Genomic DNA, 26,242 nt, shown 5'->3' with positions numbered 1-26,242 from the left:
TTCTTATTTTAGAGCTTTAATTACGTCTTCAGAGATATTGTATTCTGGCTTGCCGTACTGCAAAGCAGAGATATCAATCACAAGATCGTAACCATTTTTGTCTGCGACTTTCTTAACTGCATCTTGAATCGTTTTGAAAAGCTTCGCTTTTTCTTCAGCTTCACGACGCGCACTTGCTTTTTCAAGTGCTTGTGCTTTCACTTTGTACTCGCTGTCGAGCTTCGCGATATCGATACGTAGCTTTTCAACTTCGTCTTGACCCAAAAGCTCGCCGTCACGTTGTAGCTTCTCAATCTTTGTTTTAGCTTGTGCTTGGATTGACTTTAGTTCATCAGCTTTGCTTTTGAAGTCTTTCTGCATTTTTTGTAGTACAACTTCACGTTGAGGAAGAGCTTGAAAAACTTGAGCTGTATTTACGTAAGCAATTTTCTGTGCAGCTTCTGCCGCATTTGCAAACATTGAAGAGCTCAGTACAAGAAGGCCAATCCCAGCCGCTTTGATCATTTTATTCAAAATATTTTCCTCTTTAGAAAGTTCTACCGATAGTGAATGTGAAGAACTCTTCATCATCGCCATCAAATTTCTTAATTGGTTTCGCTAGTGAGAATACTAGTGGCCCCATTGGAGACATCCACTGCAACGCCGCACCGTAAGAAGAGCGGTAGTTGGTTGGATCTGAGTAATCGTAGTAGTAACGGTCACCATATTCCGCACCTGAATCGCGGTAGTCAAACTCCGTATCCCAAACACTTGCCATATCAAAGAAGATACTGGTACGAATTTGGTTTTGTACTTCTTCTGATGCAAATGGTGTTGGGACAATCAACTCAACACTTGCTAGCGCTACGGCGTTACCACCAACAGAGTCATCTGTTGCTGTATCTGCGCCATTGTTTGAACCAGATGTATCACGGTAAACCGCTTTAGGACCAACAGAGTTTGAGCCAAAGCCACGAAGCGATGTAAAGCCACCTGCGTAGTAGTTTTCGTAGAATGGGAACAAGTTATCGTTACCATCCGTTTGACCGTAACCATTACCGTAACCTAAGCGGCCACGGAACAAGAGGGTAAACTCGTGCTTTTTAGTCAATGGCACATACTGGCGAACATCGTACTGCATTTTGAAGTATTGAACGTCAGAGCCAGGTACGGTCATTTTATAGAATGCACGCTGATGGTTACCTGCCGTTGGGAAGTAACCACGGTTTAAGTTATTACGTGTCCAAGAGATATTGAAGTCGAAGTCGTTTGTGTTCAACGCTCCACTAGAATCAATGTTGTCTGCTTGTGCTCGTAAGAACTGCTCTACCTGCAAGTAAGGCGATAAGTTACCGATCTTGTTGTGCGTATAACCGACACCGAATTCAAAACGGTTCAACTCATCGAATGGGAAGCCCCACGTTAAGCTCGCGCCATAGCTTTCGTTGGTATAGTCAACGATATTGGCTTCTTTCGCTTCAAATTCGTTATAGAAAACCTTACCACCCAAGCTTACACCGTCTAAGTTCCAGTACGGATCACGGTAATCAAGACTGATGTTTTTCTGGTAGTCATTCATCATCGCGTTGATACCAACACGGTTACCACTACCAATGAAGTTATCTTGTTGCAGGCCAACCTGGAAGCTCACACCCGATTCTGTGCCGTAGCCAACACCGAAGTTAACGCTACCAGAGTTTGCTTCTTTGACAGAGTAAACTAGGTCAACTTGATCATCACTACCAGGAACTCGAACCGTCTGTACTTCAACATTTTCAAAGTAGCCCAACCGATTTAGACGAGTTTTACCCGTTTCAATCGATTTCGAGTTCAACCAACTGCCTTCCATCTGACGCATTTCACGACGAAGGACTTCATCTTTGGTTGAGTTATTACCCGTGAAGCGAATGTCACGAACATAAATTCGGTTACCCGGATCTACGTTAACGACCAAAGAAACTTCTTGATTCTCGTCGTCAAACTCAGGAATGGTATTCACTTGAGGATAAGCATAACCGGACTCACCAAGCACACGCTTAATCCCTTCTTCCATTGAAGTCACCAACGAGCCGTTGTATGTCTCATTGTCTTCAAATGGCACAAGTCTTTCGAACGTCGCTTCCTCGCCAATCAAATCACCACGGAACTTCACGTCCTTAACGGTGTAAACCTCGCCCTCTTCTAGACCAAGAGTAATGTATACCCCTTTCTTGTCAGGAGAGATTGCAACTTGTGTCGAATCAACGTTAAATTTTAAGTAACCACGATCCAGGTAGAATGATTTGAGTGCTTCAATATCACCTGCAAGGACTTGCTTTTGATACTTTTCATCAGAAAGGAAATTCCACCACGGCACATCAACATTTAAGTTAAAGCGAGAAAGCAGCTCTTCATCACTGAACACTTCATTACCGATAAAGTTGATTTGCTGAATTTTTGCCGACACACCTTCAGTAAAGACAAACTTAAGGTCAGAACGATTACGTGGTAGTGGAGTAACCACCGCTTTTACTGTTGCGTTGTATTTACCTACGCTGTAGTAAAAGTCTTCTAAGCCTTTTTCAATGTTGCTTAGCGTGGTGCGGTCAAGCGCTTCACCTTCACGAACGCCAGACGCGTTCAGGTTTTCTTGTAGCTGCTCGTCCTTGATTGCTTTGTTACCTGAAAAAGAGATGCTTGCAATGGTAGGACGTTCTTTGACTTGAACCATCAGAACACCACCGTCACGCAACACTTTCACATCTTCAAAGTTACCAGATGCATACAGGGCGCGGATAATTTCTGCAACATCGCCTTGGCCAATGGTATCACCGACACGTACAGGCATTTTCAACAATGCAGCACCCAGTGCTACACGCTGCAATCCATCGATTTCAATATCTTGAACTACGAAGTTCTCTGCTCCATTTGCAGATACACTGGTCGCCAGTAAACTTGCAAATAGAATTCGCTTAATCGCCATACTTGTTCTAATTATTCCTTGCTACTGCTTTTGTCTCTGAACTATCACAGACGAGTAAAATCATTAAATAGCGCTAACGCCATGAGCGAGAAGATGATCGCACCACCAATTCTAAAGCCCATTTCCTGCACTTTCTCAGGAACAGGACGTCGAATGACTGCTTCAATTGCAAAAAACAACAAATGACCGCCATCCAACATTGGTAAAGGAACGAGGTTAATAATACCTAGGTTAACACTAATTAGAGCGAGAAAACCTAAAAAGTAGACCAAACCATAATCTGCTGTCGCGCCTGCGCCTTTGGCTATTGATATTGGTCCACTCAGATTATTCAGACCAACGTCTCCAACAATCAGCTTCTTAAGCATGCTGATTGTCAAACCAATGACTTGGCCAGTTTTGTCTACTGCTTTACCTATTGACTCGAATACACCAAACTGAAGATCGAAGCGATAACTTTCTGGCCATTCTGCGACTTTAGGTGCAATACCTGCAAAACCAACGACTTCTTTGTTAGCTAGCTCACGGCTACCGGGCGTCAGCGTCAATGTTTGCTCATAACCCTGACGTAACACCGTCAATTCAAGCGGTGTATCAGGATTAGAACGAACCGCTTCAACCACTTGCTTCCATTCGGTTACGCGTTGTTGACCAATTGCGACAACCTCATCACCTGGAAGCACACCGGCTTTTTCCGCCGCTCCACCTTGCGAGACCTGCTCGATAACTCGATACACCTCCGGTGTATACGGAGTAAAACCTAACGATTGCATCGCTGACTGAGTTTCTGGGTCGAACTTCCACTCACGTAAATCGAGCGTTTTCGTTACTTCTGAACCAACTTCATTCGCTGACGTTAGTGTTACCGTCATCAAATCATCGCCAATATGAGAAATCAATCCCATATTTACTGATTCCCAATCCGGAGTTTTGATACCAGATATCGATTTAAGTTCCATTCCAGATTCAATTCCAGCTTCCGCAACAATCGAATTGGGCGTAACTTCACCAATTACAGGCTTAACAGCCGGGATACCAATTAGAAATACCAGCCAATAGGCAAAAATTGCGAAAAGAAAATTAAAGATGGGGCCAGCCGCAACAATAGAGGTTCGCTTCCATAACGGCTTCTTATCAAACGCTAGGTGCTTCTCATGTTCTGGCACCTCATCGACACGGCTATCAACCATTTTCACATAGCCGCCGAGAGGGATCATTGAGATGCTGTACTCCGTTCCGTCTTTGCCTACTTTACTCCAAATAGACTTGCCGAAACCGATTGAAAACTTTTCAACTTTAACGCCGCAACGGCGAGCAACCCAAAAGTGCCCAAATTCGTGCACGGCAACAAGAATGCCCAGTGCGACGATAAAAGAAATGAGATTCCACAATATACCAGTCATCAGCTACGCTCGCGTATGGTTTCTAGGGCAATAGTTCGTGCCATTCTATCTAGCTCGAGCAAGCTTTCCAAGCTATTCGCATTCTCAGCTTTGCAGCTTGCGTTGATTTTATTCAACACAGACTCATTGATGCGAGCAATATCGGTAAAACCTAGTCTGTTATTTAAAAATGCATCAACAGCGACTTCATTAGCTGCATTCAATGCCGTTGTTGCGTGTTGACCTTCATAACAAGCATCAATTGCGAGTTTTAAACATGGGTAACGAGCAAAGTCAGGCTGCAAAAACGTCAGCTCACCAACTTTCGTGAAGTCTAGCGGCTTAACCCCAGCTTCTACTCTTGACGGGTATGACATGGTGAGCGCAATTGGCGTCGCCATATCCGCTTCTCCCATTTGTGCCAAGACCGAACCATCACGATACTGAACCATAGAATGAATCACAGATTGAGGATGAATAACCACCTTCAGTTGTTCGCGAGCAGCATTAAATAGCCACTTAGCTTCGATATACTCAAGGCCTTTATTCATCATCGTGGCAGAGTCAACAGAAATTTTTGGCCCCATAGACCAGTTTGGATGAGCAATCGCCTGCGCGGGTGTCACCTGCTCCAGTTCTGCGATGTCAGTGTAACGGAAAGGACCACCAGATCCAGTCAACAAAATATGAGAAATGCCATGTTCTTGTAAATTGCAACGACCTAGATTGGTTTGTACTTGCTGTGGTAAACATTGGAAAATGGCGTTGTGTTCACTGTCGACGGGAAGTAGCTCTGCGCCAAATTCTTCTACAGCATCAATAAATAGCTGGCCTGACATTACAAGTGCTTCTTTATTTGCCAACAAGACTCGCTTACCTGCTTTCACGGCAGCCATGGTAGGCAATAAGCCAGCTGCTCCAACAATAGCAGCCATTACACTGTCGACCTCGTCCAGCGAAGCAATATGGCATAGCGCATCAACACCACCTAGCACTTCGGTACCTGGCGAAACCGAGTGTAGCTCAGCTTGAAGTTGAGATGCCGCAGCTTTATCTGCCATGACCGCATACTTAGGTTGCCACTGACGACATAGACCGATCATCTTTTCAACGTTAGTGCTTGCCGCTAAGGCAACGACAGAAAACAGATCTGGGTTTTGTTCGACCACTTTAAGCGTGCTTGCACCAATTGATCCAGTAGCACCAAGAATCGTTAACTTTTGCATGTTGTAAGACCGTTAGAAAGCTCAGGAGCGACGACGCCGCTCCTGATAAATTAGAATACGTAGTAAAGAAGAGCAAAAACTGGGAATGCTGCGGTTAGGCTGTCGATACGATCTAGCACACCACCGTGCCCTGGGATAATGTTACTGCTGTCTTTAATGCCTGAGACACGTTTGAACATACTTTCAACCAGATCACCAAGCACTGAAATAACGACAGTAACCAGCGTAATCAGCACCATATGGACAGGGCTAGTGAACTGGATATCGAACCAATCAGCAAATGCCCACGCTACGATTAATGCCGTGATAATGCCACCAATTAGCCCTTCAATGGTTTTATTGGGGCTTACATGAGGAGCCATCTTACGTTTGCCTAAGCTTTTGCCTGCAAAGTAGGCGCCGCTATCTGCAGCCCATACCAAGAAACAAACGTACAACACAAGCTTTGCGCCGTGGTATGGATCTACAGTGATGTCATACGCTCTGAGAATAATCACACTCCAAAGGAATGGGATTAATGTCAGAAAACCAAATACATGACGTAAAACAAAATTACTTTGCCAAGATTTCGTCGTTTTGGGGTAAGTAATCGCCATTAAGCTAGCAATAATCCACCAAACAAAACCAATACCCAAGACGACATAATGAGGTGTCGTTAAGTGATTGAGGCTATATGCATCAGGCGAGATGTATAGAAAACTAAGTCCGGTAATAATGATTGCCGGCACAAGGGCAGCAATGCGAGAGTTGCTTCCTGTAAACTGAGTCCACTCCCAAAAACCTAATAGCGTTATTGCAGTTAAAGCGGCAATAAAGCCCATTAGCGGTAATTTAAAAATGCCTAAAATAACCAGGGGAGCTAAAATTAGTGCTGTTATTATTCTCTGTTTCAAACTAACTAGTCCTTATTGAGCTGCCATCAATGCCTTTATTTGTTCACCTGTACAGCCAAAACGACGTTCTCGGTTGATAAACCAAGTCACAGCTTCTACCAAACTGTCTTCATCGAATTCTGGCCAGTACTCTGGTGTAAAGTACATTTCTGCATAAGCCATTTGCCACAACATAAAGTTGCTGATGCGGCACTCTCCACTGGTGCGAATTAAAAGATCCACTTCCGGTAGGTCTGCCATGGTCAAATGCTCAGTGATTAGCTGCTCATTGATATCCTCTACACGAATTTCACCGTTACGTGCTTTTAGCGCTAACGTTTTAGCAGCTTCTGTGATGTCCCATTTACCGCCATAGTTGGCTGCAATGTTGATCACCATACCCGTGTTATCTGCCGTTAGGTTTTCTGCTTCTACAATTTTCTTTTGTAGACGCTCACTAAATCGACTGGTATCACCGATCACGCGCAACCGTAAGTTATTTTTGTGTAGTTTTTTTACTTCACTAGACAGGACCGTGATAAACAGTTCCATCAAAAGACCCACTTCTTCCTCCGGACGACGCCAGTTTTCACTACTAAAAGCAAACAGCGTCATGGCTCTAATGCCTAGTTTTGAAGCAGCAGCCACGGTCTTACGAACGGCACTAACGCCTTTTTTATGACCAAATACGCGAGGTTTTCCTTTGGACTTAGCCCAACGGCCATTACCGTCCATAATGATGGCAATATGCTTAGGAAGGGAATCAGAGAAGGCTTGAGAATTTTGCATAGGGAGTTAATTGAGTTCCATCAGTTGGATAGACTAACATAAAAAAACGCTGAGCTGTGAGCACAGCGTTTTCCAACAGTGATGTGTGTGGGAGTATTAAACTTCCATCAACTCTTTTTCTTTTGCAGCAAGAACTTCATCGATCTTCTTAACTGCAACGTCAGTTAGCTTTTGAATTTCGTCTTGTGCTTTGCGGTCTTCATCTTCAGAGATTTCTTTATCTTTTAGAAGCGCTTTAAGATCGTTGTTTGCGTCACGACGGATGTTACGAACAGCAACACGACCACCTTCAGCTTCACCACGGACGATCTTAACTAGGTCTTTACGACGCTCTTCCGTTAGCGGTGGAAGTGGAACGCGGATGATAGTGCCAGCTGACATAGGGTTTAGACCAAGGTCAGACGTCATGATCGCTTTTTCTACTTTCGGCGTCAGCTCTTTATCAAAAACCGTGATTGCAAGTGTACGTGCATCTTCAGCAATAACGTTTGCTACTTGGTTTAGAGGTGTTGCTGCACCGTAGTATTCTACAGAAATACCAGATAGTAGGCTTGGGTGTGCACGACCTGTACGAATTTTAGAAAGGTTGTTCTTAAGCGCTTCAACGCTTTTATCCATGCGCTCTTGCGCGTCTTTTTTGATTTCGTTAATCACAGTTTCACCTTAAAAATGTCATCTTTCCTGAAGAAAGCCTAAAACGGTTGAGCAAAGCAAGCACCACCCTAACGCTTTGGAGTGGCACCTTAAGCCAAGCTTATTCGTTGATGAGCGTGCCTTCTGCTTCGCCCATTACCACGCGACGTAGTGCGCCTGGCTTGTTCATATTAAATACGCGGATTGGCATTTTGTGGTCACGAGCTAGCGTAAACGCCGCCAAGTCCATAACTTTCAGCTCTTTATCCAGAACTTCTGCATAAGATAGCTTATCATACAGCTCTGCGTCTGGGTTTGCTACAGGGTCAGCAGTAAATACACCATCAACTTTCGTCGCTTTTAGTACGACATCCGCTTCAATTTCGATACCACGTAAACAAGCAGCAGAATCCGTTGTAAAAAACGGGTTACCAGTACCAGCAGAGAAGATGACAACTCGGCCTTGGCGAAGCTCACGGATCGCATCAGCCCAATTATAGTCGTCACATACGCCTTTTAGAGGGATTGCAGACATAACGCGCGCATTTACGTATGCACGGTGAAGAGCATCACGCATCGCTAGGCCATTCATTACTGTAGCAAGCATACCCATGTGGTCACCAACTACGCGGTTCATACCAGCTTCAGCTAGGCCTGCACCACGGAACAAGTTACCGCCACCGATAACTACACCAACCTGAACACCCAGTTCAACCAGTTCTTTAACTTCTTGTGCCATACGATCAAGGACCGCAGGATCAATACCAAAACCGTCTTCACCTTGAAGAGCTTCACCACTCAGTTTTAATAGAATACGTTGATACGCTGGTTTAGGGTTCGTAGTCATGGAGTTTACCTTCCAAAGAGAGTTGTTGATTAACAGTCATGAATAGACACAACTTCAGTTATGGCTATTCATCACGGCTAATCGTTCACTGCTCATAAAAAGACCGCAGCCTTGGCTACGGTCTAATCTTTATACAGTCTCTAAGGATTAACCTTTTTGAGCTGCTGCAACTTCTTCAGCGAAGCTCATTTCTTCTTTCTTCTCGATACCTTCACCTACTTCTAGGCGAACGAACGTAGAAACTGAAGCGCCTTTTTCTTTCAGCATTTCGCCTACAGTTTTCTTAGGCTCCATGATGAAAGCTTGACCTGTTAGAGAGATCTCGCCAGTGAATTTCTTCATGCGGCCAACAACCATCTTCTCAGCGATTTCAGCAGGCTTGCCTTCGTTCATTGCGATTTCAACTTGAACCGCTTTCTCTTTTTCTACTACGTCAGCTGGTACGTCTTCTGGGTTAACGAACTCTGGCTTAGAAGCAGCAACGTGCATTGCAACGTGCTTAAGAGTTTCTGCGTCGCCTTCACCAGCAACAACAACACCGATTTTCTCACCGTGACGGTAAGAAGCGATTGCAGTGCCTTGAACGTATTCTACGCGACGGATAGTGATGTTTTCACCGATTTTAGCTACTAGAGCTACACGTGCGTCTTCGAATTGTGCTTGTAGTTCTTCAACAGAAGCTTTTGAAGCTAGAGCTGCAGCTGCAACTTCTTCTGCGAATGCAGTGAAGTTACCGTCTTTAGCAACGAAGTCAGTTTGGCAGTTAACTTCAAGAAGAACAGCAACGCCGTTTTCTTCTTTGATGATGATTGCGCCTTCAGCTGCAACGTTACCAGCTTTCTTAGCTGCTTTCGCTGCGCCAGATTTACGCATGTTTTCAATTGCTAGTTCGATGTCAGCGTTTGCTTCTACAAGCGCTTTCTTACATTCCATCATGCCAGCGCCAGTACGCTCGCGAAGTTCTTTAACTAGAGCAGCAGTTACAGTTGCCATTCTGTCTTCCTCGTTTGATTCGAAATAAGGTAAAAAACAGGGGCCTAACATTGTCGGCCCCCATTGCTAACTATAACTTAGTTTATGCTACACAAAGGTTTCACATAGACCAAGTGTGACACAGAGCCGCTATTATTCAGCTTCTACGAAACCGTCTTTTTCAGCAACTGCAGCTACGTCTTTGTTACGACCTTCAGATACTGCTGAAGCAGCAGCGTTCAGGTATAGCTGTACAGCGCGGATCGCGTCGTCGTTACCTGGGATTACGTAGTCAACGCCGTCTGGGTTAGAGTTAGTATCTACCACAGCGTATACTGGAATACCTAGGTTGTTAGCTTCTTTAATTGCAATGTGTTCGTGATCAGCGTCGATTACGAATAGAGCGTCTGGTAGGCCGCCCATGTCTTTGATACCACCAAGAGATTTCTCTAGCTTCTCCATTTCGCGAGTACGCATTAGAGCTTCTTTCTTAGTTAGTTTGTCAAAAGTACCGTCTTGAGATTGAGTCTCTAGTTCTTTTAGACGCTTGATAGACTGACGAACTGTTTTGTAGTTTGTAAGCATACCGCCTAACCAGCGGTTGTTTACGTAAAACTGGTTGCTTGCGATTGCAGCTTCTTTAACAGCTTCAGATGCAGCGCGCTTAGTACCTACGAATAGAACCTTACCTTTCTTCTCGCCAACTTTAGCTAGTTCAGCTAGAGCGTCGTTGAACATTGGTACAGTTTTTTCTAGGTTGATGATATGAACTTTGTTACGAGCGCCAAAGATGAATGGCTTCATTTTTGGGTTCCAGTAACGAGTCTGGTGACCGAAGTGAACACCAGCTTTTAGCATATCGCGCATTGATACAGTTGCCATTTTAAAATCCTCTATGGGGTTAGGCCTCCACATTCCCCATAACTCCGACCAAGCTTCTGCTCAGCACCCCGGAATATGTGACGGAATGTGTGTGATTTAAAGATAAAAGGTTATTCGGATGAAGCTTGCTTCGCCGCTTAACTTTGCTAAACGAAGAGAACAGTCCTCTATTCCGGCGCGCTTTATACCATATTTTAGCTCACTGTGGCTAGTAAAAATTATTTCTTCACCGAGCCACTTTCTCCTATTTATAAGCAAAACTTTAAACATATGATCGAATTAAGAATGATGCATATTCCTATCTAACTTGGGTTAACGCCCCGATGTCTGATAGAATGCGGCCATTCGCACGTTTACGTGCTTAGGAATAAGTAGAGAAAGCCAATGTCAATCAAGATTAAAACTGCTGAAGAAATAGAACGCATGCGCATTGCGGGCAAGCTAGCCGCAGAGATTCTAGAAATGATCGAACCACACATCAAAGTTGGTGTGACGACAGAAGAGTTAAACAAAATCTGTCATGAGTACGCTCTAGAAAAAGGTGCATACTCTGCTCCGCTTGATTACCATGGTTTCCCTAAGTCGATCTGTACTTCAATCAACCATATCGTATGCCACGGTATTCCAGCGGAAAAAGACGAAATCGGTAGCAACGGCCAAATGAAGCCGGCGGTACTAAAAGATGGTGACATCTTAAACGTTGATATTACCGTAATCGTTCCAAATGATGAGAATGCCGATCTGAGCGTGCGTCCTCAGGGTTACCATGGTGACACTTCTAAGATGTTCCTAGTCGGTGATGTTTCGCCTGCAAACAAACGTCTGTGCATGGTAGCTCAAGAAGCACTGTACGTTGGTATGCGTACCGTTAAGCCAGGTTCAACAGTTGGTGACATCGGTACAGCTATCGAGAAGTACATCAAAGAGAATAACAAGAACAATCCTCGCAACAAGTTTTCTATTGTGAAAGACTTCTGTGGTCACGGTATCGGCGATGAGTTCCATGAAGAACCACAAGTGGTTCATTACAAGAACAAAGACCGCCGCGTATTAAAAGAAGGCATGTGCTTTACTATTGAGCCGATGATTAACGCAGGTAAATTTGGTTGCTCTGTTGATGCACAAGATGACTGGACTGTTTACACGGGCGACGGCAAGAACTCTGCGCAATGGGAACATACCATTGTAGTAACAAAAGAAGGTTGTGAAGTACTGACGCTTCGTAGCGACGATACGATTCCTCGCCTAATGAAAAACGCGTAAAGCTGACAACCACTCGTTGTTTACTATATCCCTGCTTCGGCGGGGATATTTTTTATCTGCCGCAAATTTGTTAGATTGTTATTAGATTAGCTTGCACGGATGGCAAATATGACACTTCAGTCCCCTCTTACCTTTTCCGATGAACAAATCAATATCGGTGAACTCAAACAAGAATTAGAGAAGTTTAGCTCTAATCAAAACCAAGAGTTTCTCAATCATCATCCGGTAACAAGCTTGGTTTTAGCCAGAGCTGAATATATGGATCTGCTTCTCAATCGTTTGTGGCAACATTTTGGTTTCAAGGATATTTACAACATTTCCCTAGTTGCCGTTGGTGGCTACGGACGAGGCGAGCTGCATCCGCTCTCCGATATCGATATTTTGATTCTGTCGAACAATAAACTGCCAACCGCGTTAGAAGCAAAAATCAGCGAATTCATTACGCTGTTGTGGGATTTAAAACTCGAGGTCGGACACGCTGTTCGCACCGTTACTGAATGTGCTGAAATTGGTAAAGCCGATCTAACGGTCGCGACAAACCTGCAAGAAGCGCGACTGCTGTGTGGAAGCGAGGACACCTTTCAGGCACTGAAGAAAGTCGTGTTATCAGACTCCTTCTGGCCAAGTGAGACGTTTTACCGCGCTAAAATTCAAGAGCAGCGCGAACGCCATGCGCGTTACCACGACACGACCTACAACTTAGAACCGGACATTAAATCAACCCCTGGCGGGCTACGCGATATTCATACATTAAGCTGGGTCGCTCGACGTCACTTTGGTGCGACTTCATTGTTGGAAATGAGCCGATACGGATTTTTAACTGACGCAGAATACCGAGAATTGGTTGAATGTCAGGACTTCCTTTGGCGAGTACGTTTCGCTCTGCACATGGAGCTTCGCCGCTATGACAACCGCTTGACCTTTGCTCATCAAGCACAAGTTGCGGAAAACCTAGGCTACGTCGGAGAAGGCAACCGAGGCGTAGAAATGATGATGAAAGAGTTCTACCGCACGCTTCGTCGTGTGGCAGAGCTCAATAAAATGCTACTCAAACTCTTTGACCAAGCGATCATTAATGGTGGGGCGACAGAAAGTGCCGAGATTCTCGATACAGACTTTCAACGTCGCGGTTCTTTAATTGAAGCGCGGAAACCCGCATTGTTCCAAGCTCGCCCAGAAACTATTCTGGATATGTTCTTACATATTGCTAACGACTCAACTATTGAAGGGGTGAGCCCACCAACGCTGCGTCAACTGCGCACCGCTCGGCGTCGGCTCAACAAGTTTTTGCACACCATTCCTGCTGCGCGTGAAAAGTTCATGGCGTTATGTCGTCACCCTAATGCTCTTCACAAAGCATTCAGCCTCATGCACCGATTAGGGGTTATGGCGGCCTATTTACCGCAATGGAGTCAGATTGTTGGTCAAATGCAGTTTGACTTATTCCATGCCTACACCGTTGATGAACACAGTATTCGCTTACTTAAACACATCAACACTTTTAGTGACCCAGAAAATCATGCGAAGCACCCTATTTGCTGTGACGTCTACCCTCGGATGCAAAAGAAAGAGCTGCTGATTATTGCCGCTATTTTCCACGATATCGGGAAAGGTCGTGGCGGCGATCACTCGATTATCGGTGAAGGAGAAGCGTACGACTTCTGCATTGAGCATGGTTTATCGAAGCCCGAAGCGAAACTTGTCGCTTGGTTGGTAAGACATCATCTATTAATGTCTGTCACCGCACAGCGCCGAGATATTTATGATCCTGATGTCATTACCGAGTTTGCCAAAAAAGTCAGAGACGAAGAATCTCTCGATTATCTTGTATGCCTGACAGTTGCAGATATTTGTGCAACCAACCCAGAACTTTGGAATGCTTGGAAACGAACTTTACTTGCGGAGCTGTATTACTCCACACAACGTGCTTTACGTAGAGGCCTAGAGAACCCTGTCGATGTGCGTGAGCGAATTCGCCACAATCAACAAATGGCCTCCGCAATGCTGCGCAAAGAGGGGTTTGCCGCGCGCGAAATTGAAGTATTGTGGCAACGCTTCAAAGCTGACTACTTCCTTCGTCATACCCATACGCAAATCGCGTGGCACTGCGAACACTTACTTCGCATGGAAGATCCGACTAAGCCTTTGGTGTTGATCAGTAAAAAAGCCACTCGTGGCGGCACTGAGGTGTTTGTATATACGAAAGACCAGCCTGCTTTATTTGCGACAGTCGTGGCGGAGTTAGATAGGCGTAATTTTAATGTACACGACGCGCAAATCATGACCAGCAAAGATGGGCACGTGATTGATACCTTTATGGTACTCGATCAACATGGCGAAGCGATCGATGAGTCTCGTCACGCCGCGGTGATTAAACACCTCACTCATGTACTGGAGGCAGGCCGACCAACCAAGATTAAAACGCGCCGTACTCCGAACAAACTTCAGCACTTTAACGTGAAAACCAAAGTCGACTTCTTACCAACCAAAGGTAAAAAACACACTTTAATGGAGTTTGTCGCGCTAGACACACCAGGGCTGTTGGCCAAAGTAGGCCGTACGTTTGCTGATTTAAATATCAACCTTCATGGTGCAAAAATCACCACCATTGGTGAGCGAGCAGAAGACTTGTTTATTTTAACCAGTGATGCAGGGGGAAGATTAAGTGAAGAACAACAGGATGAGCTAAGAGAGAGATTGATCGAAAAGTTATCTGATGAGGTCGCAGCTTAGATCAAACCTGCCAATCTTTTCGGTTCAGGGCGAGAGCGATCTTGCCCACAAGTTAAGCATTTTGGCTAAATATCAGCTATCTAGCTCATACATAGGCTGCTACAGTTATATCAATATCAATTCGATGTAATAGAGGTAGCCTATGTATCCCCACCTCACTGGTTTGGGTATTCACGACCCTAAGCAGATTGAACGTTATTCCCTACGCCAAGAAGCACACAAAGACGTACTCAAGATCTATTTCCACAAGCAAAAAGGCGAACTATTCGCTAAAAGCGTTAAATTCAAATACCCACGCCAAATCAAAAATGTTCTTGTTGATAGTGGCAGTCACAAATATAAAGAAGTAACGGAAATCAACCGTAACCTCACATTAGTCATTGATGAACTGAATAAAATCACTAAGCCAACGAAACAACCTGAGGTTGATGTAAAAGAGAAAATTCTTTCAGACCTTCGTCATTTAGAAAAAGTCGTTTCGAGTAAGATCGCAGAGATCGAAGCGGATCTTGAAAAACTAAAGTAAACGTTAAGTCTTAAATTTTAAAAAAGGGTTAGCATTGATGCTAACCCTTTTTATTTGTACTCAATCATTATCTAGATCTAACTGCGCCGATTATCGGTTCATCCCACTCAAATCGAGTAAACAATTGCTGCCAAGTTTCATCAAGATTGGCCGTCATGACAATCTCTTGATCGGTAAATGGATGGACAAACCGTAACTCTGAAGCATGCAGTAGCAAACGATGAGAATCAAACTCTGTGCGATACAGCTTGTTGTGCTTTCCATCCCCGTGCGTTGTATCACCCACGATCGGATGGCGTAGATGTGCCATATGACGACGAAGTTGGTGCTTACGCCCCGTTTTAGGTTTCATCTCAACTAAGCAATAACGCGTTGTAGGAAATTTACCCGTCGAATAGGGAACCTCCACTTTAGCCAACGGCTTATATTCCGTCACCGCTTCTTGCGCTTCTTTTTCTTGTGAAGCGAACTTATCAGCAATCTTGTCTAACTCCACTTTGAGTGCGTAATCCAAGACGCCCTCTTCCTCAATCCAACCGCGTACTATCGCGTGGTATGTCTTTTCCATTTTATGTTCAGCAAACATCGGCATGACTTGTGATGCGACTTCACTCGACAACGCAAACACGAGCACACCAGATGTTGGGCGATCCAGACGATGCAATGGGAACACATGCTGACCAATTTGGTCGCGCAAAGTTTGCATGACAAACTGAGTTTCGTGTTTATCTAACCAACTGCGATGCACTAACATGCCTGCAGGCTTGTTGACCGCTACAAAATATTCATCCTGATAAACGATCTCCAGCTCAACTGGTTCTGAAGATCGCGTTAGTTCTTGTTCTAGCATTCGTTTACTTACACAGTTCGTCAATGGTTCGGATTGTAACGAGCAGCTCGGCGAACTGCGGTTCCTGCTTCCACGCTTCTGAAAAATAGGGCTCGAGAGAAAACCCTCTTGGCAGTGGTTGGTTATTTTTCACTAGTGCGTGCATTCTGGCTATAAAAATCCACTGCAACCACTCATGAGGATGCAATGTATCAATCGCAAATGGCTCCGCACTTTGTAAGGCTTGCTCTGAAGGCATAGTGTATTGCCACAATTTATGCTCTCTAAGCTGCGTTTCAAGTTGGTGAAGTAAGTCGACCAATTGAGTATTTGTTACCATTAATTCTATCTCGAACCTTGAATTAGCCGAGAATGATACCATTTCTTGTGAAAAGAACGTTAGGACGTCGTATTTAATGGAAAACATTCAAACCCTCACTCAACTGTTGAACAACAGCCACTGTGATTATCAAATCTTCGATCTTGGTCGCCGTATCAAAACCATCGCTAAGAAAGAGTTTACCGATGTAGAAAAAGGTCAAGCACCTTACCCATTTCCAATGCAGCGTAAAGCACACCTTGCCATCGCTTATTGGAATGAACAAAAGCAACCTTGGATTTGGTTTCTAAAGTTTGAATTGGACGAGCGCGGTTTGTTAAAGCAAGCGGATATCGGCAATTTCATTAAATACGTCGTGGAGGCTATGGGAACACGCCTCAATGATGATATCACTGAAGAGCAACAACAAAAGCTGTCTAACAACCCATACACTTTCAAACCTTCCGAAGATAAAATGGCCGTGTTTCATAGCCAGGTCCGCGCAAACCTCAATCTTCCTACCAGCCAATATTACGAGCATACCCAGCATTACTTCTCTGGAGGTTTAGGCTGGGATAATTGGCAAACTGTAGGTCTGCAAGGTATCACAGACATAGCCGCTCGCCTGGACAAAGAGCAAAACGGGGTAATGATACGCAAAGCGTTGAACCACCTACCAAATGAGCCACTTTATGCACTATTAGGTGCGCTTGAGCATGTAGAGCTTCAAGAGCGTTTAGCAGAACGTATCGCGGAAAAGGCACAGCAAGAAATCGCAAGTAGCGAACCTGATCTCTTCCTACTTTCAGCACTTATCCGAGCCCTTGCTGGTGCACCAACAGAAGTCGCCTCTCCAGTATTAGATGCGATATTGCATAGCCCTCGTTTAAGCCATCAGGAGGTATTGATTGGTGTGGCGGGTCGCGCTTGGCACTTACTCGCCAATGAAAAGGTAGCAGAACAGTTTTTGCTGCGTTTAGCTCAAACCGGTAATCAAGCCCTATTTAATCAGTTATTTGCCGATTTAGTGATGCTACCAGAGTTAAGAATGGTGCTATTGCCCTTGCTACATTCAAATCCATCTGAAGAACTAGCAAACGCGCTAGTAAGCTTACAACAAGCAACAAAGGGATAATAAAGGTTCAGGGATGATTGGTGATCTTTTAGCAATTTTAGGGCTATGCTTTTTCTGTTATCTGTTTTGGCAACAACGTCGTCAAGCCGAACTCGCAAAAGTGGCAATCACGCGTAAATGTGAGCAATTGGATCTCCAATTAATCAGCATCGCCTTTGGTGCCCATAAACTAAAAACGCCAGACGGAGTCTGGCGTTGGCATACGGTGTATCAATTTGAGTTTTCATCTCTTGGTGACGATTGCTACCAAGGGGAGTTAACCATGGTCGGTTTCAGGCCGCAGAACTTTCACCTACCACCGCATCGCTTGTAAATTCCATTTCAAAGTAAGGACCATATAGATCCTTACTTTCTTTTGTTTCAACAAATCCCAGTTTTTTCAGCACCGCCATAGAAGCTTGATGGTTGCTATTCACATTAGCTTTCACCTTGTGTAGCCCCAGCTCACGGCACGCCTTTGGGAAAAACGCTTTTAGAGCTTCTGTCGCTAACCCTTTACCCCAATAAGATTTATCAAAAATAAACCCTAACTCAGGCTCGGAATCGAGATTAGCAATGAACACGTGCCCCATATAGTCACGACTGGTACTTTCTAGCACCGCCATACTATAAATATTTTCATCATCCAGTATTTTCTCAAACATCTGTTTGGCAGACGCGACAGTATACGGACCGTTCATTTCAGCACGGTTTTTCGCACAGCAATTCAGCATGACGAATTCTAGTTGCAACGACTCATTGTAGGGTAGAAGAAGCATTCTTCTGGTTACTATGGCCACATCTGTTCCTTGATTACAACAAACTTAATCTATCCGCAGATCACAAACTCGATGAGCTGAACATGCTCAATGATTGCGGGCATAACACCTTGTAGAGAAGCCGAAAGTTAAACCAACTGGTTGGAAAGGATATTGATCTGAGTTGTTTTTTATTAAGTGTTATTAGGAATTTATATATTTTGTGATATTGATATCCCCAAGTAACATCGAGATGCTTAATTCAATGAGAACACTGGATATCTTTTTTGTATAAGAAAGACCCCGACACATAAGTATCGGGGTCATGGTCTTACTCGCAGCAGTCCGGCTACTAAAAGTGCTCCATGCATCATCCATAATAGTGGCTGATTCCGTCAGCTTATTCCTTACGTCGCCGTCCTAGCGGTGTCCTTATCATCCTGACTGCTAACATTCCTCGTTAGCACACGTCACTTGTTCCTTGAGCGGTGTCCCTTGCATCTTCCTGATGCTGTCCATAACCTCAATCCTAGAGGGGTCCATTGTCTATCCTTAGTCATCAACATCCTATTGATGATCGTATCCTTACAATGTCCTACGCTCCATGCTTGATTAATCATCCTGACCAACCAAATCGTCTTCCTGACGATAACCAAATCCTTGGTGCTTTCCTGTTCCGTGTCTGCTTCCTGCTGACAACTCTCAATTTACGCCTTTTCCAAAAATAGACAATCTATCCAAGATAAATATTTGGCTCTCACATTGGTTAACAAGTTGTTAAATCATTATTTATCAGAAACTTAAGCTCTTCAGCTTCTCTTTTTCCGCTTACGAAATCGTTTTCTCTCACAACCTATGTAAGAGATCTCTCACACTACACTCTCCAAAATGCCATTCGCCAAATCAGCGCACTCAACGTATGATGATAGATATATCGTTGTTAAGGATTAAAAATGTTAACTCAAGACGTTACTAAAGAATTAGAAGCGGCAATGGAACAGTTGCAACAACAAGGAAAAGAGCCAACCGTAGCGTTAGTGAAAGCACGATTGAAAACGCCAGTTCCAATGCCAGCGTTAATCACCGCAATAAAAAGTTGGAAGAGTGCTCAACGCGTACCCAAGGTTGAAATCGCAGCACAGCACCACACCGATAATGATCGTCTTGAAGCCCTAGAACGCACCGTAAAAATGCTAGCCATTCGTATTGAAGAGTTAGAAGCGAAACTCAGTGAGAAATCATCATGAAGTTATGGGTAGATGCAGACGCGTGTCCAAAAGTTATTCGCGAAACCATTGTGCGTGCCGCCGAGCGTACGGGGATTGAATGTACGTTTGTCGCTAACCACGTTGTCCCTGTGCCGAAAAGAGACAACATCCACTCGCTGCAAGTCCCTGCGGGATTTGACATCGCAGACAACGAAATCGTCAAGCGTGTGGAAGCCAACGATTTGGTGATCACGTCAGATATTCCGCTTGCAGATGAGGTTATCTCTAAAGGCGCTCAAGCCCTCAGTTCTCGTGGCGAGCTCTATACAAAAGACACCATCAAAGCTCGCCTAAATATCCGCGACTTTATGGAAACCATGCGTTCAAGCGGAATTCAGACAGGTGGGCCCGCCGCGCTTTCTCAAACCGATCGACGCGAATTTGCAAACCATTTGGATCGTATTTTGGCGAAATTTAAGAAGTAACCCTCACTCTATTCATATTGAGCCAGCAAATCAAAGCCTGGCTCATTCCTGAAAATTCATTCTCAGCATTGCACCCAAAGCGTGCTCTTACTCCCATTTGTTTTGTTCTGTTTATTTTTCATCTCGCTCGCCATAGCTTCAATATGCAACGTGGTTTATTTTGAACGACGTTTTTAATAAGTGTATAGAGAATAATGGGCTTTAACATCGTTTCCAGTGGAAGCTACCTGCCAACGAATCAATGGTCTGATCGAGAGATGGATCGCTTCCTAAAATTAGCGCCAGGGACCAGCCGAAATAAATTCGACGTTGAATATCGTCATGTAGCCAATACAAAAGAGACCGCTATTTACATGGCGGTGCAGGCAATAGAGCAGTGTTTAGGAAACACACATACCTTAAGCTCCGTTGATCTTCTTATCTACGCTAGCGGCACACACCACCAGTCTCTACCCTACGACGCCTCAGCGGTTCTCGCCGCGTTAGACGCTCCAACATGGCTAGAAAGCTTTGATTTGAACAGCACCTGTTTATCCTTTCTCTCTGCGCTTGATCTTGCTCAGAGTCTATTCTTAGCAAAACGGTACCGTCGGATTCTTATTGTCACCAGCGAACTCGCCACTGGCATCACACTGAATCGAAATTTTACGCTCAAACCAGAAGTTGCAACCTTATTCGCGGACGGTGCCGCCGCATTTTTGCTCGAAGAACACAACGATGATGGATTGCTCACCAGTCACTTTGAAACGCATCATACCGGGTATTCATTTTGTCAAATTAAGGGCGGAGGCAGTCATATCAATCCGCATACCTCCGAGCATCAAGCCTATTTAAAAAGTTGCCAGTTTGAGATGGAGGGCAAAGCACTCTTTAAACATGTGCGTAAAGCCTTACCAGCGTTTCTAAAAAAAGGGTTTGACGCCTCTCCGGTAACATTCAGCGATATTGATTATTTTCTTCCTCATCAAGCCAGCGCGCATGGATTAAAAAAACTGCCTTCACTCACCGGGCTACCAACAGAGAAAACCGTTAATCACTTTTCGACTTTGGGAAACCAAGTCGCCGCCTCACTCCCAATTAACTTACACTGGCTGCGTAATCAGCCAGAAGCCGCAGGAAAACATGTGTTATTAGCTGGCACCGCCGCAGGGTTGTCACTAGGGATGGGAGTGCTAAAACTATGAAGATATTGGTCACTGGTGGCAGCGGGATGTTGGGTAGCGCAATTCTGAGAATGTTTCACCAGCAGCATGAACTGCACTTTACAGCACGAAATACAGTCATCGCTAAACAACTCGCCGAGCAATTCGATGTTATCCCACATATAGTCGATTTAAGAGACCACTCAGCAGTTCATGCGGTATGCCAAGGTATGGATGCAATCATCCATTGTGCCGCTCTCTCAAGCCCATGGGGAAAGTGGCAGGCGTTTTATCAAGCCAATGTAGATGCCACCAAAAACCTCGTCAATGCGGCTAATACCTATCAAATCTCGCGTTTTATCCATATTTCCTCCACCAGCGTCTACTTTGACCATCAAGACCGTTGGAATATTCGAGAAACCGACGCCATAGCTTCATACTGGTGTAATGATTACGCACACACAAAATACCTATCGGAAATTGAAGCCGTAAAAGGCCAAAGCAAAGCGATCATTTTAAGACCGCGTGGCATTTTTGGACCCAATGATCGCGCGATTATCCCAAGAGTGCTTAAGGCGATAAAAAACAACACTCTGCTTCTGCCATCGGGTAGAAATCCTGTGGTTGATCTGACCTATGTAGACAACGTTGCCCATGCAGCGATGCTCGCTTGCACTCAGGCAGGCCAACTTCAGCATGGTGATGTGTTCAACATTTCCAACAACGAACCAATGCCAATTGAGACTGTTCTGCAAGCTTTATGTGAGGGGTTAAACCTAAAAGTAACGTTACAATCATTACCATACGGCGTTGTATCACCATTATTAAAGCTCAGTGAGCAAATACGAAGGCACTTACCACATCAGCCAGAACCAAGGCTCACCTCATACAGCGCAGGATTGTTTAACTATCATCAAACTCTGGATATCAGCAAGGCGAAACAAACACTGAATTACCAACCGCTTTTTTCAATTCAAGAAGGAATACAGCAGTATGCAAACTGGTCTAAAAATAAAAATCTTTGAGGCTGGACACTGCGTACACCCAGGCTTTGTTGTCAAACCAGGTTCTGGTATCAAGCCTAGAGCATTTCCGGCAGCCGTTGCGTTAATTCAGCACCCAACACAAGGCAACATCCTGTTTGACACGGGATATCACGAGCATTTTTTTAGCGCGACTCGCCCCTTCCCTGAACGTTTTTATGCTTGGACAACACCTTGTCGCTATAAAAAAGAACACGGAATTGTTGCGCAGTTAGCAAAAGAAAGTCTCAAACCTCATGATATTGAACACTTAGTACTCTCCCACTTCCATGCTGATCACATTGCTGCCGTGTCTGAGTTTTCCCACTCTCAATTGCATTGCCAACAAAAAGGGGTGGATGCAATTACTAAAAGTGGTCGAATTGGAGGCGTAAGAAAAGGATACCTAAAAGCTCTACTTCCTCCACAACTTGAATCTAACTTATTCATTCATAGTGACTTTTCTGTACCAATCAGCCAAATTCTTCCTCAGTGCCAAGGTGTTAATTTGCTCTGTAAAGACATGTTCGACGACGGATTCATTTATATGGTTAGCTTGCCAGGGCATGCTGCGGGTCAAGTGGGCCTATTAGTTAAGAGAGAACGAGATTGGATGTTCTTACTCGCCGATGCATGTTGGTTAATTGAGAGCTTGAGTGAAAATATCGATCAGCATTGGCTGGCTAACATGCTTTGCGATGACACAAAGGCCTATAAAAACACCCTCTCCGAGTTGAGAAGTTGCTACCAACAAACCCACCACTTTGTTCGCTTCGTGCCTTCACATTGTCAGGAAACTATCCAGCAGCTAATCAAAGAAGGGTGGATGAAGTGATAACGCTTATCTCAGAATTCTGGCGAACCCGCTACCGCCCTTTCGGTTCAAGGGAACAAGTCGAAGCTTGGCAGCAACGACATTTAACGCAACACCTAGATTGGGTATGCTGTCATTCACCGTATTACCGCTCACTTCAAGGTGCAGCACTTAGTGATTTCCCTATCATGAATAAGCAAACCATGATGGAGAACCTCTCGGAGTTGAATACGAAAGGCTTAGATGCTGAACAGCTAATGCAACAAGCACTCAAAGCAGAGCAGTCACGCAACTTTGCCGCTTCGAAAGTTGGCGATGTTACGGTTGGGCTTTCTTCGGGCACATCAGGCATGCGCGGGCTGTTTCTTGCTGACAAACAGGAAACGCAACTATGGGCTGGCAATATATTGGCTCGCCTTTTGCCCAACCTATGGCAAAAGCACCGAATTGCACTAGCCTTGCGGGCCAACAGCCCACTGTATAAATCCGTCGCGAAAGGGCCTGTTACATTCTTTTATGCCGATTTAACCAAACCTTACCAAGAATGGATAAAAGAGCTGGATGAGTTCCAACCCACGCTTTTGGTTGGTAGTGCGCAAGCTCTTCAGCTCTGCGCCCAGTTCAGCGGTCAATTTGGTCAACCCGCAATTCAACCACAGCGGATCATTTCTGGGGCAGAAGTCCTAACTGAGAGTGACCGTCACTTTATTTCTCAACGGTTCGACAGCGAACTCCATGAAGTCTATCAATGTACCGAAGGTTTTCTTGCATGTACTGATCAGCAAGGACAAATGCGCTGGAATCAGGATGTTGTTTACATCGAAAAACATTGGCTGAATACCGAACGCACTCATTACAGCCCAATCATTACCGATTTTCGTCGTAAAACTCAGCCAATTATTCGTTATCAGCTCGACGATATTATTGAGAATAAACAGGATAATGGCGTATTTGAACCTCTTGGCGCGATTGCCGGACGATGTGGTGATCGCCTCACGCTAAACGCAAACCACGTCCCAGTGACGGTGTTACCAGATCTCATCTACCGCGCTATAACGCTATTTGCCAAAGGTCGCGTGGATTACCGAATCACCCAAACAGGGTCACAAGCCATTCAAATTGAAGCGGATTTTCACCACCATCGGGTTATACATCAAGCCTTGATAAAGTTGTTTGACCAATTGCGGCTTGATCCTGTCAGATTTAGTTACCGCCCTGCGCCTATTTGGACGCCAATGAATAAACAACGACGTGTGGTGAACATATGCGGGTCTTAATCACCGGAGCCCGAGCACCAGTTGCACTAGAGTGGGCAACCATGTGTATGCATCATGGACATGACGTAATTCTCACCGATTCGCTAAAAAAACCTCTAGGATCGTTTTTGCGAGGCATCAAGTCTTATATCCCCACCGCTTCGCCTCGATTTGCGTTTCCCAACTATCAACAGCAGATCCTAAAAATCATTACTCAGATGCGTATTGATATGGTGATACCCACTTGTGAAGAAGTGTATTACTTGGCTCATGTTGCCAAACAATGCCCAGAAGTAGATTTTTTTCTGCCCAATGTAGGACTACTCAATGCCCTGCACAACAAGTTGACCGTCTTTGAACAGCTTCAAGATTTGCCAGAAATTACACTTCCCAAAACTCGTTTGGTCGCTGATAAAAGTGAGATTGAAATTAATAAGAGAACCGTTCTAAAGCCCGTTTACTCTCGGTTTGGCGGGCAAGTCATAAGAGATGTGACGACTCAGTCTATTTCTGCCGCCACGATATCGCCCCTTTTCCCTTGGGTTCAGCAACAAAAAATCCATGGGACTCCGGTGTGTAACTATGCCATTTTTGAACATGGTGACCTTAAAGCACACCAAGCTTATGTGCCGAAATACTGTGTAAACGGCTCGGCCGCCAGTGCTTTTCAGCCGATCTCGTGCGAACGACTAGATAGATTTATCGCCGCTTTTGGTAAACGTCATACTTATCATGGGCAAGTGTCGTTTGACTTCATCAAATCACAAGATGAACTCTACGTGATTGAATGTAACCCAAGAGCCACCAGTGGTTTGCACCTACTCTCGTCTCGATGCAACCAACTGCTTCCTAATATGGATTTTGCCAGTCCTTCCAAGCAGCGATTGCATCATTTAGGGCCAATAACACTCATCGCTGAAGGTGGATTATCCCTATTTAAGGTTAGAACTTGGCAAGATTGGTGGTCTGGAGTGAATGTGATGCAACAGCATAACTTGCCGGTAGGGAGCCAAATCCGGAGTGTGTTTGAATTACTCCGGTTAGCTAGGCAGAAGAAGACGAAGTGGAGCAACGCTTCTACCGTTGATATTGAGTGGAATGGAGAGGCATTGAACTCATGACGCTTTCCTCTCAAGAATGGCATAAAACCTTTATCACTCTTATGCAGTCGAATCCCATTGATGAATGCACAGCAAGCTTTGGTTGCTACTATATCGATGATGTTGCCATTCCCTACTCCGTAACACCAAAAATACCAAACAACTGTTATGCCGTGTCCCCTATGACACTGCTTAGTGGCTACGCCGAAGAAGAGCTTCACAAAGTCAAAAATATGGCTGTTCGATGGGTATGTAAGCGACTTATTAATATGACTAAGCCAGTCTTATCATTGGCTGGATTGGATCAAGTCCAAACGCTCAACAATCAGTGCTTGTCCACCAATATGTATAGCGAACAATGGGAATCCTTAAATCTCGATGAACTGCGTCGCGTCGCACTCGATAAACATCCCACCTTTCCCTTGGTGCTTCGCTCCCTCAACCAGCGTCAACAATCACGCTTTATTCAGCGATTAGAGCAGCAGCAATGGCAAAGCTTGGTAACACGACAAGTGTATTTACTTGATGATTGGCAAGCGTTCAGCTTCAACCGAGATTTAACGAAAGACTTCAAACTGCTTAATGATAAAGATTGGCAGTTTAGGCCACTGACCACTGATGAAGAGTTTCAGCGTGCCAAAGAGTTATATGACATGCTTTACCTTGATAAATACAGCCTCAATAACATCCAGTTTTCAAGCCAATATTTAAAACAGGCGAGCCAGAACAAATTAGTATATTTAGTGGGACTGTTTTATCAAGAAGAGATGCTGGCTACGTTAGGCATTGTAGAAATTGATAATGATATGACTTGCCCAATTTTTGGCTACGATACCAATAAGCCACAACGCCTCGCATTGTATCGTCGAATATCGGCCTATACCATCCGCCACGCAATGATATTCCAGCGTCGCTTTAATATGAGCTCAGGTGCTCCGGCTTTTAAACGCAACAGAAAAGCCCAGCCAGAAATTGAATTTAGCTATGTGTATATTGCGCACTTACCCTGGTACAAACGCATAATTTGGAAAAGCTTGTGCTGGCTCACTCAGCACTTTTATCGCCCTTTGTTGATACGTTTTCAGCTATAAACCGACATCTATAATCAGGTAAGCCTGCGTACACAGTC

Annotated in this window: 26 protein-coding genes; 13 read left to right on the top strand and 13 right to left on the bottom strand. The window is 44.6% G+C overall.

All coding sequences use genetic code 11. The features are described 5' to 3' along the window. Window positions 1-3: 3 nt before the first annotated feature. The 10 genes from J4N43_RS03865 to rpsB form a co-directional block, all read right to left on the bottom strand. Window positions 4-513, bottom strand: coding sequence for an OmpH family outer membrane protein (locus J4N43_RS03865; RefSeq protein WP_005391804.1), 510 nt, complete (start codon window positions 511-513; stop codon window positions 4-6). A gap of 13 nt (window positions 514-526) precedes the next feature. Continuing rightward, a complete protein-coding gene (gene bamA / locus J4N43_RS03860) occupies window positions 527-2,941 on the bottom strand; it encodes an outer membrane protein assembly factor BamA (protein ID WP_005391802.1) in 2,415 nt (804 codons plus the stop codon). 44 nt (window positions 2,942-2,985) lie between these two features. Further along, on the bottom strand, window positions 2,986-4,344 hold the full coding sequence (rseP, locus tag J4N43_RS03855) for a sigma E protease regulator RseP (protein WP_017820751.1): 1,359 nt from the start codon (window positions 4,342-4,344) through the stop codon (window positions 2,986-2,988). Next, window positions 4,344-5,549: a 1-deoxy-D-xylulose-5-phosphate reductoisomerase gene (gene ispC, locus J4N43_RS03850; protein ID WP_005385353.1), complete on the bottom strand. Its 1,206-nt coding sequence runs from the start codon at window positions 5,547-5,549 to the stop codon at window positions 4,344-4,346. Before ispC ends, rseP begins: the two co-directional genes overlap by 1 nt. A 50-nt stretch (window positions 5,550-5,599) precedes the next feature. Beyond that, the gene (locus J4N43_RS03845; RefSeq protein WP_005385351.1) at window positions 5,600-6,442 is read right to left on the bottom strand and encodes a phosphatidate cytidylyltransferase; all 843 of its coding nucleotides are present in this window, start codon (window positions 6,440-6,442) and stop codon (window positions 5,600-5,602) included. Window positions 6,443-6,454: 12 nt separating this feature from the next. Continuing rightward, window positions 6,455-7,210 carry an undecaprenyl pyrophosphate synthase gene (uppS, locus tag J4N43_RS03840; protein WP_005380331.1) on the bottom strand — a complete coding sequence of 252 codons (756 nt, stop codon included), beginning with the start codon at window positions 7,208-7,210 and terminating at the stop codon, window positions 6,455-6,457. A 96-nt stretch (window positions 7,211-7,306) separates the two neighbouring features. Continuing rightward, the gene (gene frr, locus J4N43_RS03835; RefSeq protein WP_005380330.1) at window positions 7,307-7,864 is read right to left on the bottom strand and encodes a ribosome recycling factor; all 558 of its coding nucleotides are present in this window, start codon (window positions 7,862-7,864) and stop codon (window positions 7,307-7,309) included. A gap of 100 nt (window positions 7,865-7,964) precedes the next feature. Then, entirely contained in the window at window positions 7,965-8,690 is a 726-nt protein-coding gene (gene pyrH / locus J4N43_RS03830; RefSeq protein WP_005380329.1) for a UMP kinase, read from the bottom strand. Window positions 8,691-8,837: 147 nt separating this feature from the next. After that, on the bottom strand, window positions 8,838-9,683 hold the full coding sequence (tsf, locus tag J4N43_RS03825; RefSeq protein ID WP_005380328.1) for a translation elongation factor Ts: 846 nt from the start codon (window positions 9,681-9,683) through the stop codon (window positions 8,838-8,840). Between the two features lie 132 nt (window positions 9,684-9,815). After that, window positions 9,816-10,544 (bottom strand): 30S ribosomal protein S2, encoded by a 729-nt coding sequence (rpsB, locus tag J4N43_RS03820; RefSeq protein ID WP_005380327.1) that lies wholly within the window; start codon window positions 10,542-10,544, stop codon window positions 9,816-9,818. Between the two features lie 384 nt (window positions 10,545-10,928). On the opposite strand from rpsB, the gene map reads away from it, so the two are divergent. The 3 genes from map to J4N43_RS03805 all read left to right on the top strand — a co-directional run bounded on the left by map (window position 10,929) and on the right by J4N43_RS03805 (window position 15,066). Continuing rightward, window positions 10,929-11,807 carry a type I methionyl aminopeptidase gene (gene map, locus J4N43_RS03815; RefSeq protein WP_005380326.1) on the top strand — a complete coding sequence of 293 codons (879 nt, stop codon included), beginning with the start codon at window positions 10,929-10,931 and terminating at the stop codon, window positions 11,805-11,807. A 108-nt stretch (window positions 11,808-11,915) separates the two neighbouring features. After that, window positions 11,916-14,540, top strand: coding sequence for a bifunctional uridylyltransferase/uridylyl-removing protein GlnD (glnD, locus tag J4N43_RS03810; protein ID WP_017636037.1), 2,625 nt, complete (start codon window positions 11,916-11,918; stop codon window positions 14,538-14,540). A gap of 142 nt (window positions 14,541-14,682) precedes the next feature. Then, entirely contained in the window at window positions 14,683-15,066 is a 384-nt protein-coding gene (locus J4N43_RS03805) for a DUF3461 family protein (RefSeq protein ID WP_005380322.1), read from the top strand. A gap of 67 nt (window positions 15,067-15,133) precedes the next feature. Here the strand turns inward: J4N43_RS03805 and truC are convergent, their stop codons facing one another. Both truC and J4N43_RS03795 read right to left on the bottom strand, forming a co-directional pair. After that, window positions 15,134-15,916, bottom strand: coding sequence for a tRNA pseudouridine(65) synthase TruC (gene truC, locus J4N43_RS03800; protein WP_033905516.1), 783 nt, complete (start codon window positions 15,914-15,916; stop codon window positions 15,134-15,136). Between the two features lie 4 nt (window positions 15,917-15,920). Then, window positions 15,921-16,235 (bottom strand): YqcC family protein, encoded by a 315-nt coding sequence (locus tag J4N43_RS03795; protein ID WP_042521408.1) that lies wholly within the window; start codon window positions 16,233-16,235, stop codon window positions 15,921-15,923. Window positions 16,236-16,311: 76 nt separating this feature from the next. Here J4N43_RS03795 and J4N43_RS03790 point away from each other — a divergent pair, with 76 nt between their 5' ends. Together J4N43_RS03790 and J4N43_RS03785 are read left to right on the top strand one after the other, a co-directional pair. Continuing rightward, window positions 16,312-17,349 (top strand): DUF3549 family protein, encoded by a 1,038-nt coding sequence (locus tag J4N43_RS03790; RefSeq protein WP_158159744.1) that lies wholly within the window; start codon window positions 16,312-16,314, stop codon window positions 17,347-17,349. 13 nt (window positions 17,350-17,362) lie between these two features. After that, entirely contained in the window at window positions 17,363-17,662 is a 300-nt protein-coding gene (locus tag J4N43_RS03785) for a DUF3301 domain-containing protein (protein ID WP_012841498.1), read from the top strand. On the opposite strand, the gene J4N43_RS03780 is transcribed toward J4N43_RS03785, so the two are convergent. Beyond that, complete coding sequence (locus J4N43_RS03780; protein ID WP_080996832.1) at window positions 17,622-18,107, bottom strand: GNAT family N-acetyltransferase; 486 nt, start codon at window positions 18,105-18,107, stop codon at window positions 17,622-17,624. The genes J4N43_RS03785 and J4N43_RS03780 overlap by 41 nt on opposite strands. 932 nt (window positions 18,108-19,039) lie before the next feature. Here J4N43_RS03780 and J4N43_RS03775 point away from each other — a divergent pair. From J4N43_RS03775 to J4N43_RS03740, 8 genes are all read left to right on the top strand, one after another. Continuing rightward, entirely contained in the window at window positions 19,040-19,333 is a 294-nt protein-coding gene (locus tag J4N43_RS03775) for a hypothetical protein (RefSeq protein WP_005391777.1), read from the top strand. Beyond that, entirely contained in the window at window positions 19,330-19,779 is a 450-nt protein-coding gene (locus J4N43_RS03770; RefSeq protein ID WP_005380310.1) for a YaiI/YqxD family protein, read from the top strand. Before J4N43_RS03775 ends, J4N43_RS03770 begins: the two co-directional genes overlap by 4 nt. A 194-nt stretch (window positions 19,780-19,973) precedes the next feature. Beyond that, a complete protein-coding gene (locus tag J4N43_RS03765) occupies window positions 19,974-20,963 on the top strand; it encodes a ketoacyl-ACP synthase III (RefSeq protein WP_170894013.1) in 990 nt (329 codons plus the stop codon). Next, complete coding sequence (locus J4N43_RS03760; protein WP_053349821.1) at window positions 20,960-21,946, top strand: NAD-dependent epimerase/dehydratase family protein; 987 nt, start codon at window positions 20,960-20,962, stop codon at window positions 21,944-21,946. Before J4N43_RS03765 ends, J4N43_RS03760 begins: the two co-directional genes overlap by 4 nt. Continuing rightward, on the top strand, window positions 21,915-22,778 hold the full coding sequence (locus J4N43_RS03755; RefSeq protein WP_053349822.1) for an MBL fold metallo-hydrolase: 864 nt from the start codon (window positions 21,915-21,917) through the stop codon (window positions 22,776-22,778). Before J4N43_RS03760 ends, J4N43_RS03755 begins: the two co-directional genes overlap by 32 nt. Further along, a complete protein-coding gene (locus tag J4N43_RS03750; protein WP_422398830.1) occupies window positions 22,766-24,034 on the top strand; it encodes a F390 synthetase-related protein in 1,269 nt (422 codons plus the stop codon). Before J4N43_RS03755 ends, J4N43_RS03750 begins: the two co-directional genes overlap by 13 nt. After that, window positions 24,022-25,134: an ATP-grasp domain-containing protein gene (locus tag J4N43_RS03745; protein ID WP_158159746.1), complete on the top strand. Its 1,113-nt coding sequence runs from the start codon at window positions 24,022-24,024 to the stop codon at window positions 25,132-25,134. The genes J4N43_RS03750 and J4N43_RS03745 overlap by 13 nt, the downstream gene beginning before the upstream one ends. After that, window positions 25,131-26,204 (top strand): hypothetical protein, encoded by a 1,074-nt coding sequence (locus tag J4N43_RS03740; RefSeq protein WP_158159747.1) that lies wholly within the window; start codon window positions 25,131-25,133, stop codon window positions 26,202-26,204. The genes J4N43_RS03745 and J4N43_RS03740 overlap by 4 nt, the downstream gene beginning before the upstream one ends. Window positions 26,205-26,242 lie beyond the last annotated feature (38 nt).

The organism is Vibrio sp. SCSIO 43009 (assembly GCF_023716525.1).
GTDB lineage: Bacteria > Pseudomonadota > Gammaproteobacteria > Enterobacterales > Vibrionaceae > Vibrio > Vibrio alginolyticus.
The sequence above is the reverse complement of the archived record's forward strand: the minus strand, read 5'-3'. Positions and strand labels throughout refer to the sequence as shown.

Coding starts and splice junctions, on each gene's coding strand:
- bamA (WP_005391802.1), bottom strand. CDS start 2,941: ATGGCGATTAAGCGAATTCTATTTGCAAGTTTACTGGCGACCAGTGTA.
- rseP (WP_017820751.1), bottom strand. CDS start 4,344: ATGACTGGTATATTGTGGAATCTCATTTCTTTTATCGTCGCACTGGGC.
- ispC (WP_005385353.1), bottom strand. CDS start 5,549: ATGCAAAAGTTAACGATTCTTGGTGCTACTGGATCAATTGGTGCAAGC.
- uppS (WP_005380331.1), bottom strand. CDS start 7,210: ATGCAAAATTCTCAAGCCTTCTCTGATTCCCTTCCTAAGCATATTGCC.
- pyrH (WP_005380329.1), bottom strand. CDS start 8,690: ATGACTACGAACCCTAAACCAGCGTATCAACGTATTCTATTAAAACTG.
- tsf (WP_005380328.1), bottom strand. CDS start 9,683: ATGGCAACTGTAACTGCTGCTCTAGTTAAAGAACTTCGCGAGCGTACT.
- rpsB (WP_005380327.1), bottom strand. CDS start 10,544: ATGGCAACTGTATCAATGCGCGATATGCTAAAAGCTGGTGTTCACTTC.
- map (WP_005380326.1), top strand. CDS start 10,929: ATGTCAATCAAGATTAAAACTGCTGAAGAAATAGAACGCATGCGCATT.
- glnD (WP_017636037.1), top strand. CDS start 11,916: ATGACACTTCAGTCCCCTCTTACCTTTTCCGATGAACAAATCAATATC.
- J4N43_RS03805 (WP_005380322.1), top strand. CDS start 14,683: ATGTATCCCCACCTCACTGGTTTGGGTATTCACGACCCTAAGCAGATT.
- truC (WP_033905516.1), bottom strand. CDS start 15,916: ATGCTAGAACAAGAACTAACGCGATCTTCAGAACCAGTTGAGCTGGAG.
- J4N43_RS03795 (WP_042521408.1), bottom strand. CDS start 16,235: ATGGTAACAAATACTCAATTGGTCGACTTACTTCACCAACTTGAAACG.
- J4N43_RS03790 (WP_158159744.1), top strand. CDS start 16,312: ATGGAAAACATTCAAACCCTCACTCAACTGTTGAACAACAGCCACTGT.
- J4N43_RS03785 (WP_012841498.1), top strand. CDS start 17,363: ATGATTGGTGATCTTTTAGCAATTTTAGGGCTATGCTTTTTCTGTTAT.
- J4N43_RS03780 (WP_080996832.1), bottom strand. CDS start 18,107: ATGCTTCTTCTACCCTACAATGAGTCGTTGCAACTAGAATTCGTCATG.
- J4N43_RS03775 (WP_005391777.1), top strand. CDS start 19,040: ATGTTAACTCAAGACGTTACTAAAGAATTAGAAGCGGCAATGGAACAG.
- J4N43_RS03770 (WP_005380310.1), top strand. CDS start 19,330: ATGAAGTTATGGGTAGATGCAGACGCGTGTCCAAAAGTTATTCGCGAA.
- J4N43_RS03765 (WP_170894013.1), top strand. CDS start 19,974: ATGGGCTTTAACATCGTTTCCAGTGGAAGCTACCTGCCAACGAATCAA.
- J4N43_RS03760 (WP_053349821.1), top strand. CDS start 20,960: ATGAAGATATTGGTCACTGGTGGCAGCGGGATGTTGGGTAGCGCAATT.
- J4N43_RS03755 (WP_053349822.1), top strand. CDS start 21,915: ATGCAAACTGGTCTAAAAATAAAAATCTTTGAGGCTGGACACTGCGTA.
- J4N43_RS03745 (WP_158159746.1), top strand. CDS start 24,022: ATGCGGGTCTTAATCACCGGAGCCCGAGCACCAGTTGCACTAGAGTGG.
- J4N43_RS03740 (WP_158159747.1), top strand. CDS start 25,131: ATGACGCTTTCCTCTCAAGAATGGCATAAAACCTTTATCACTCTTATG.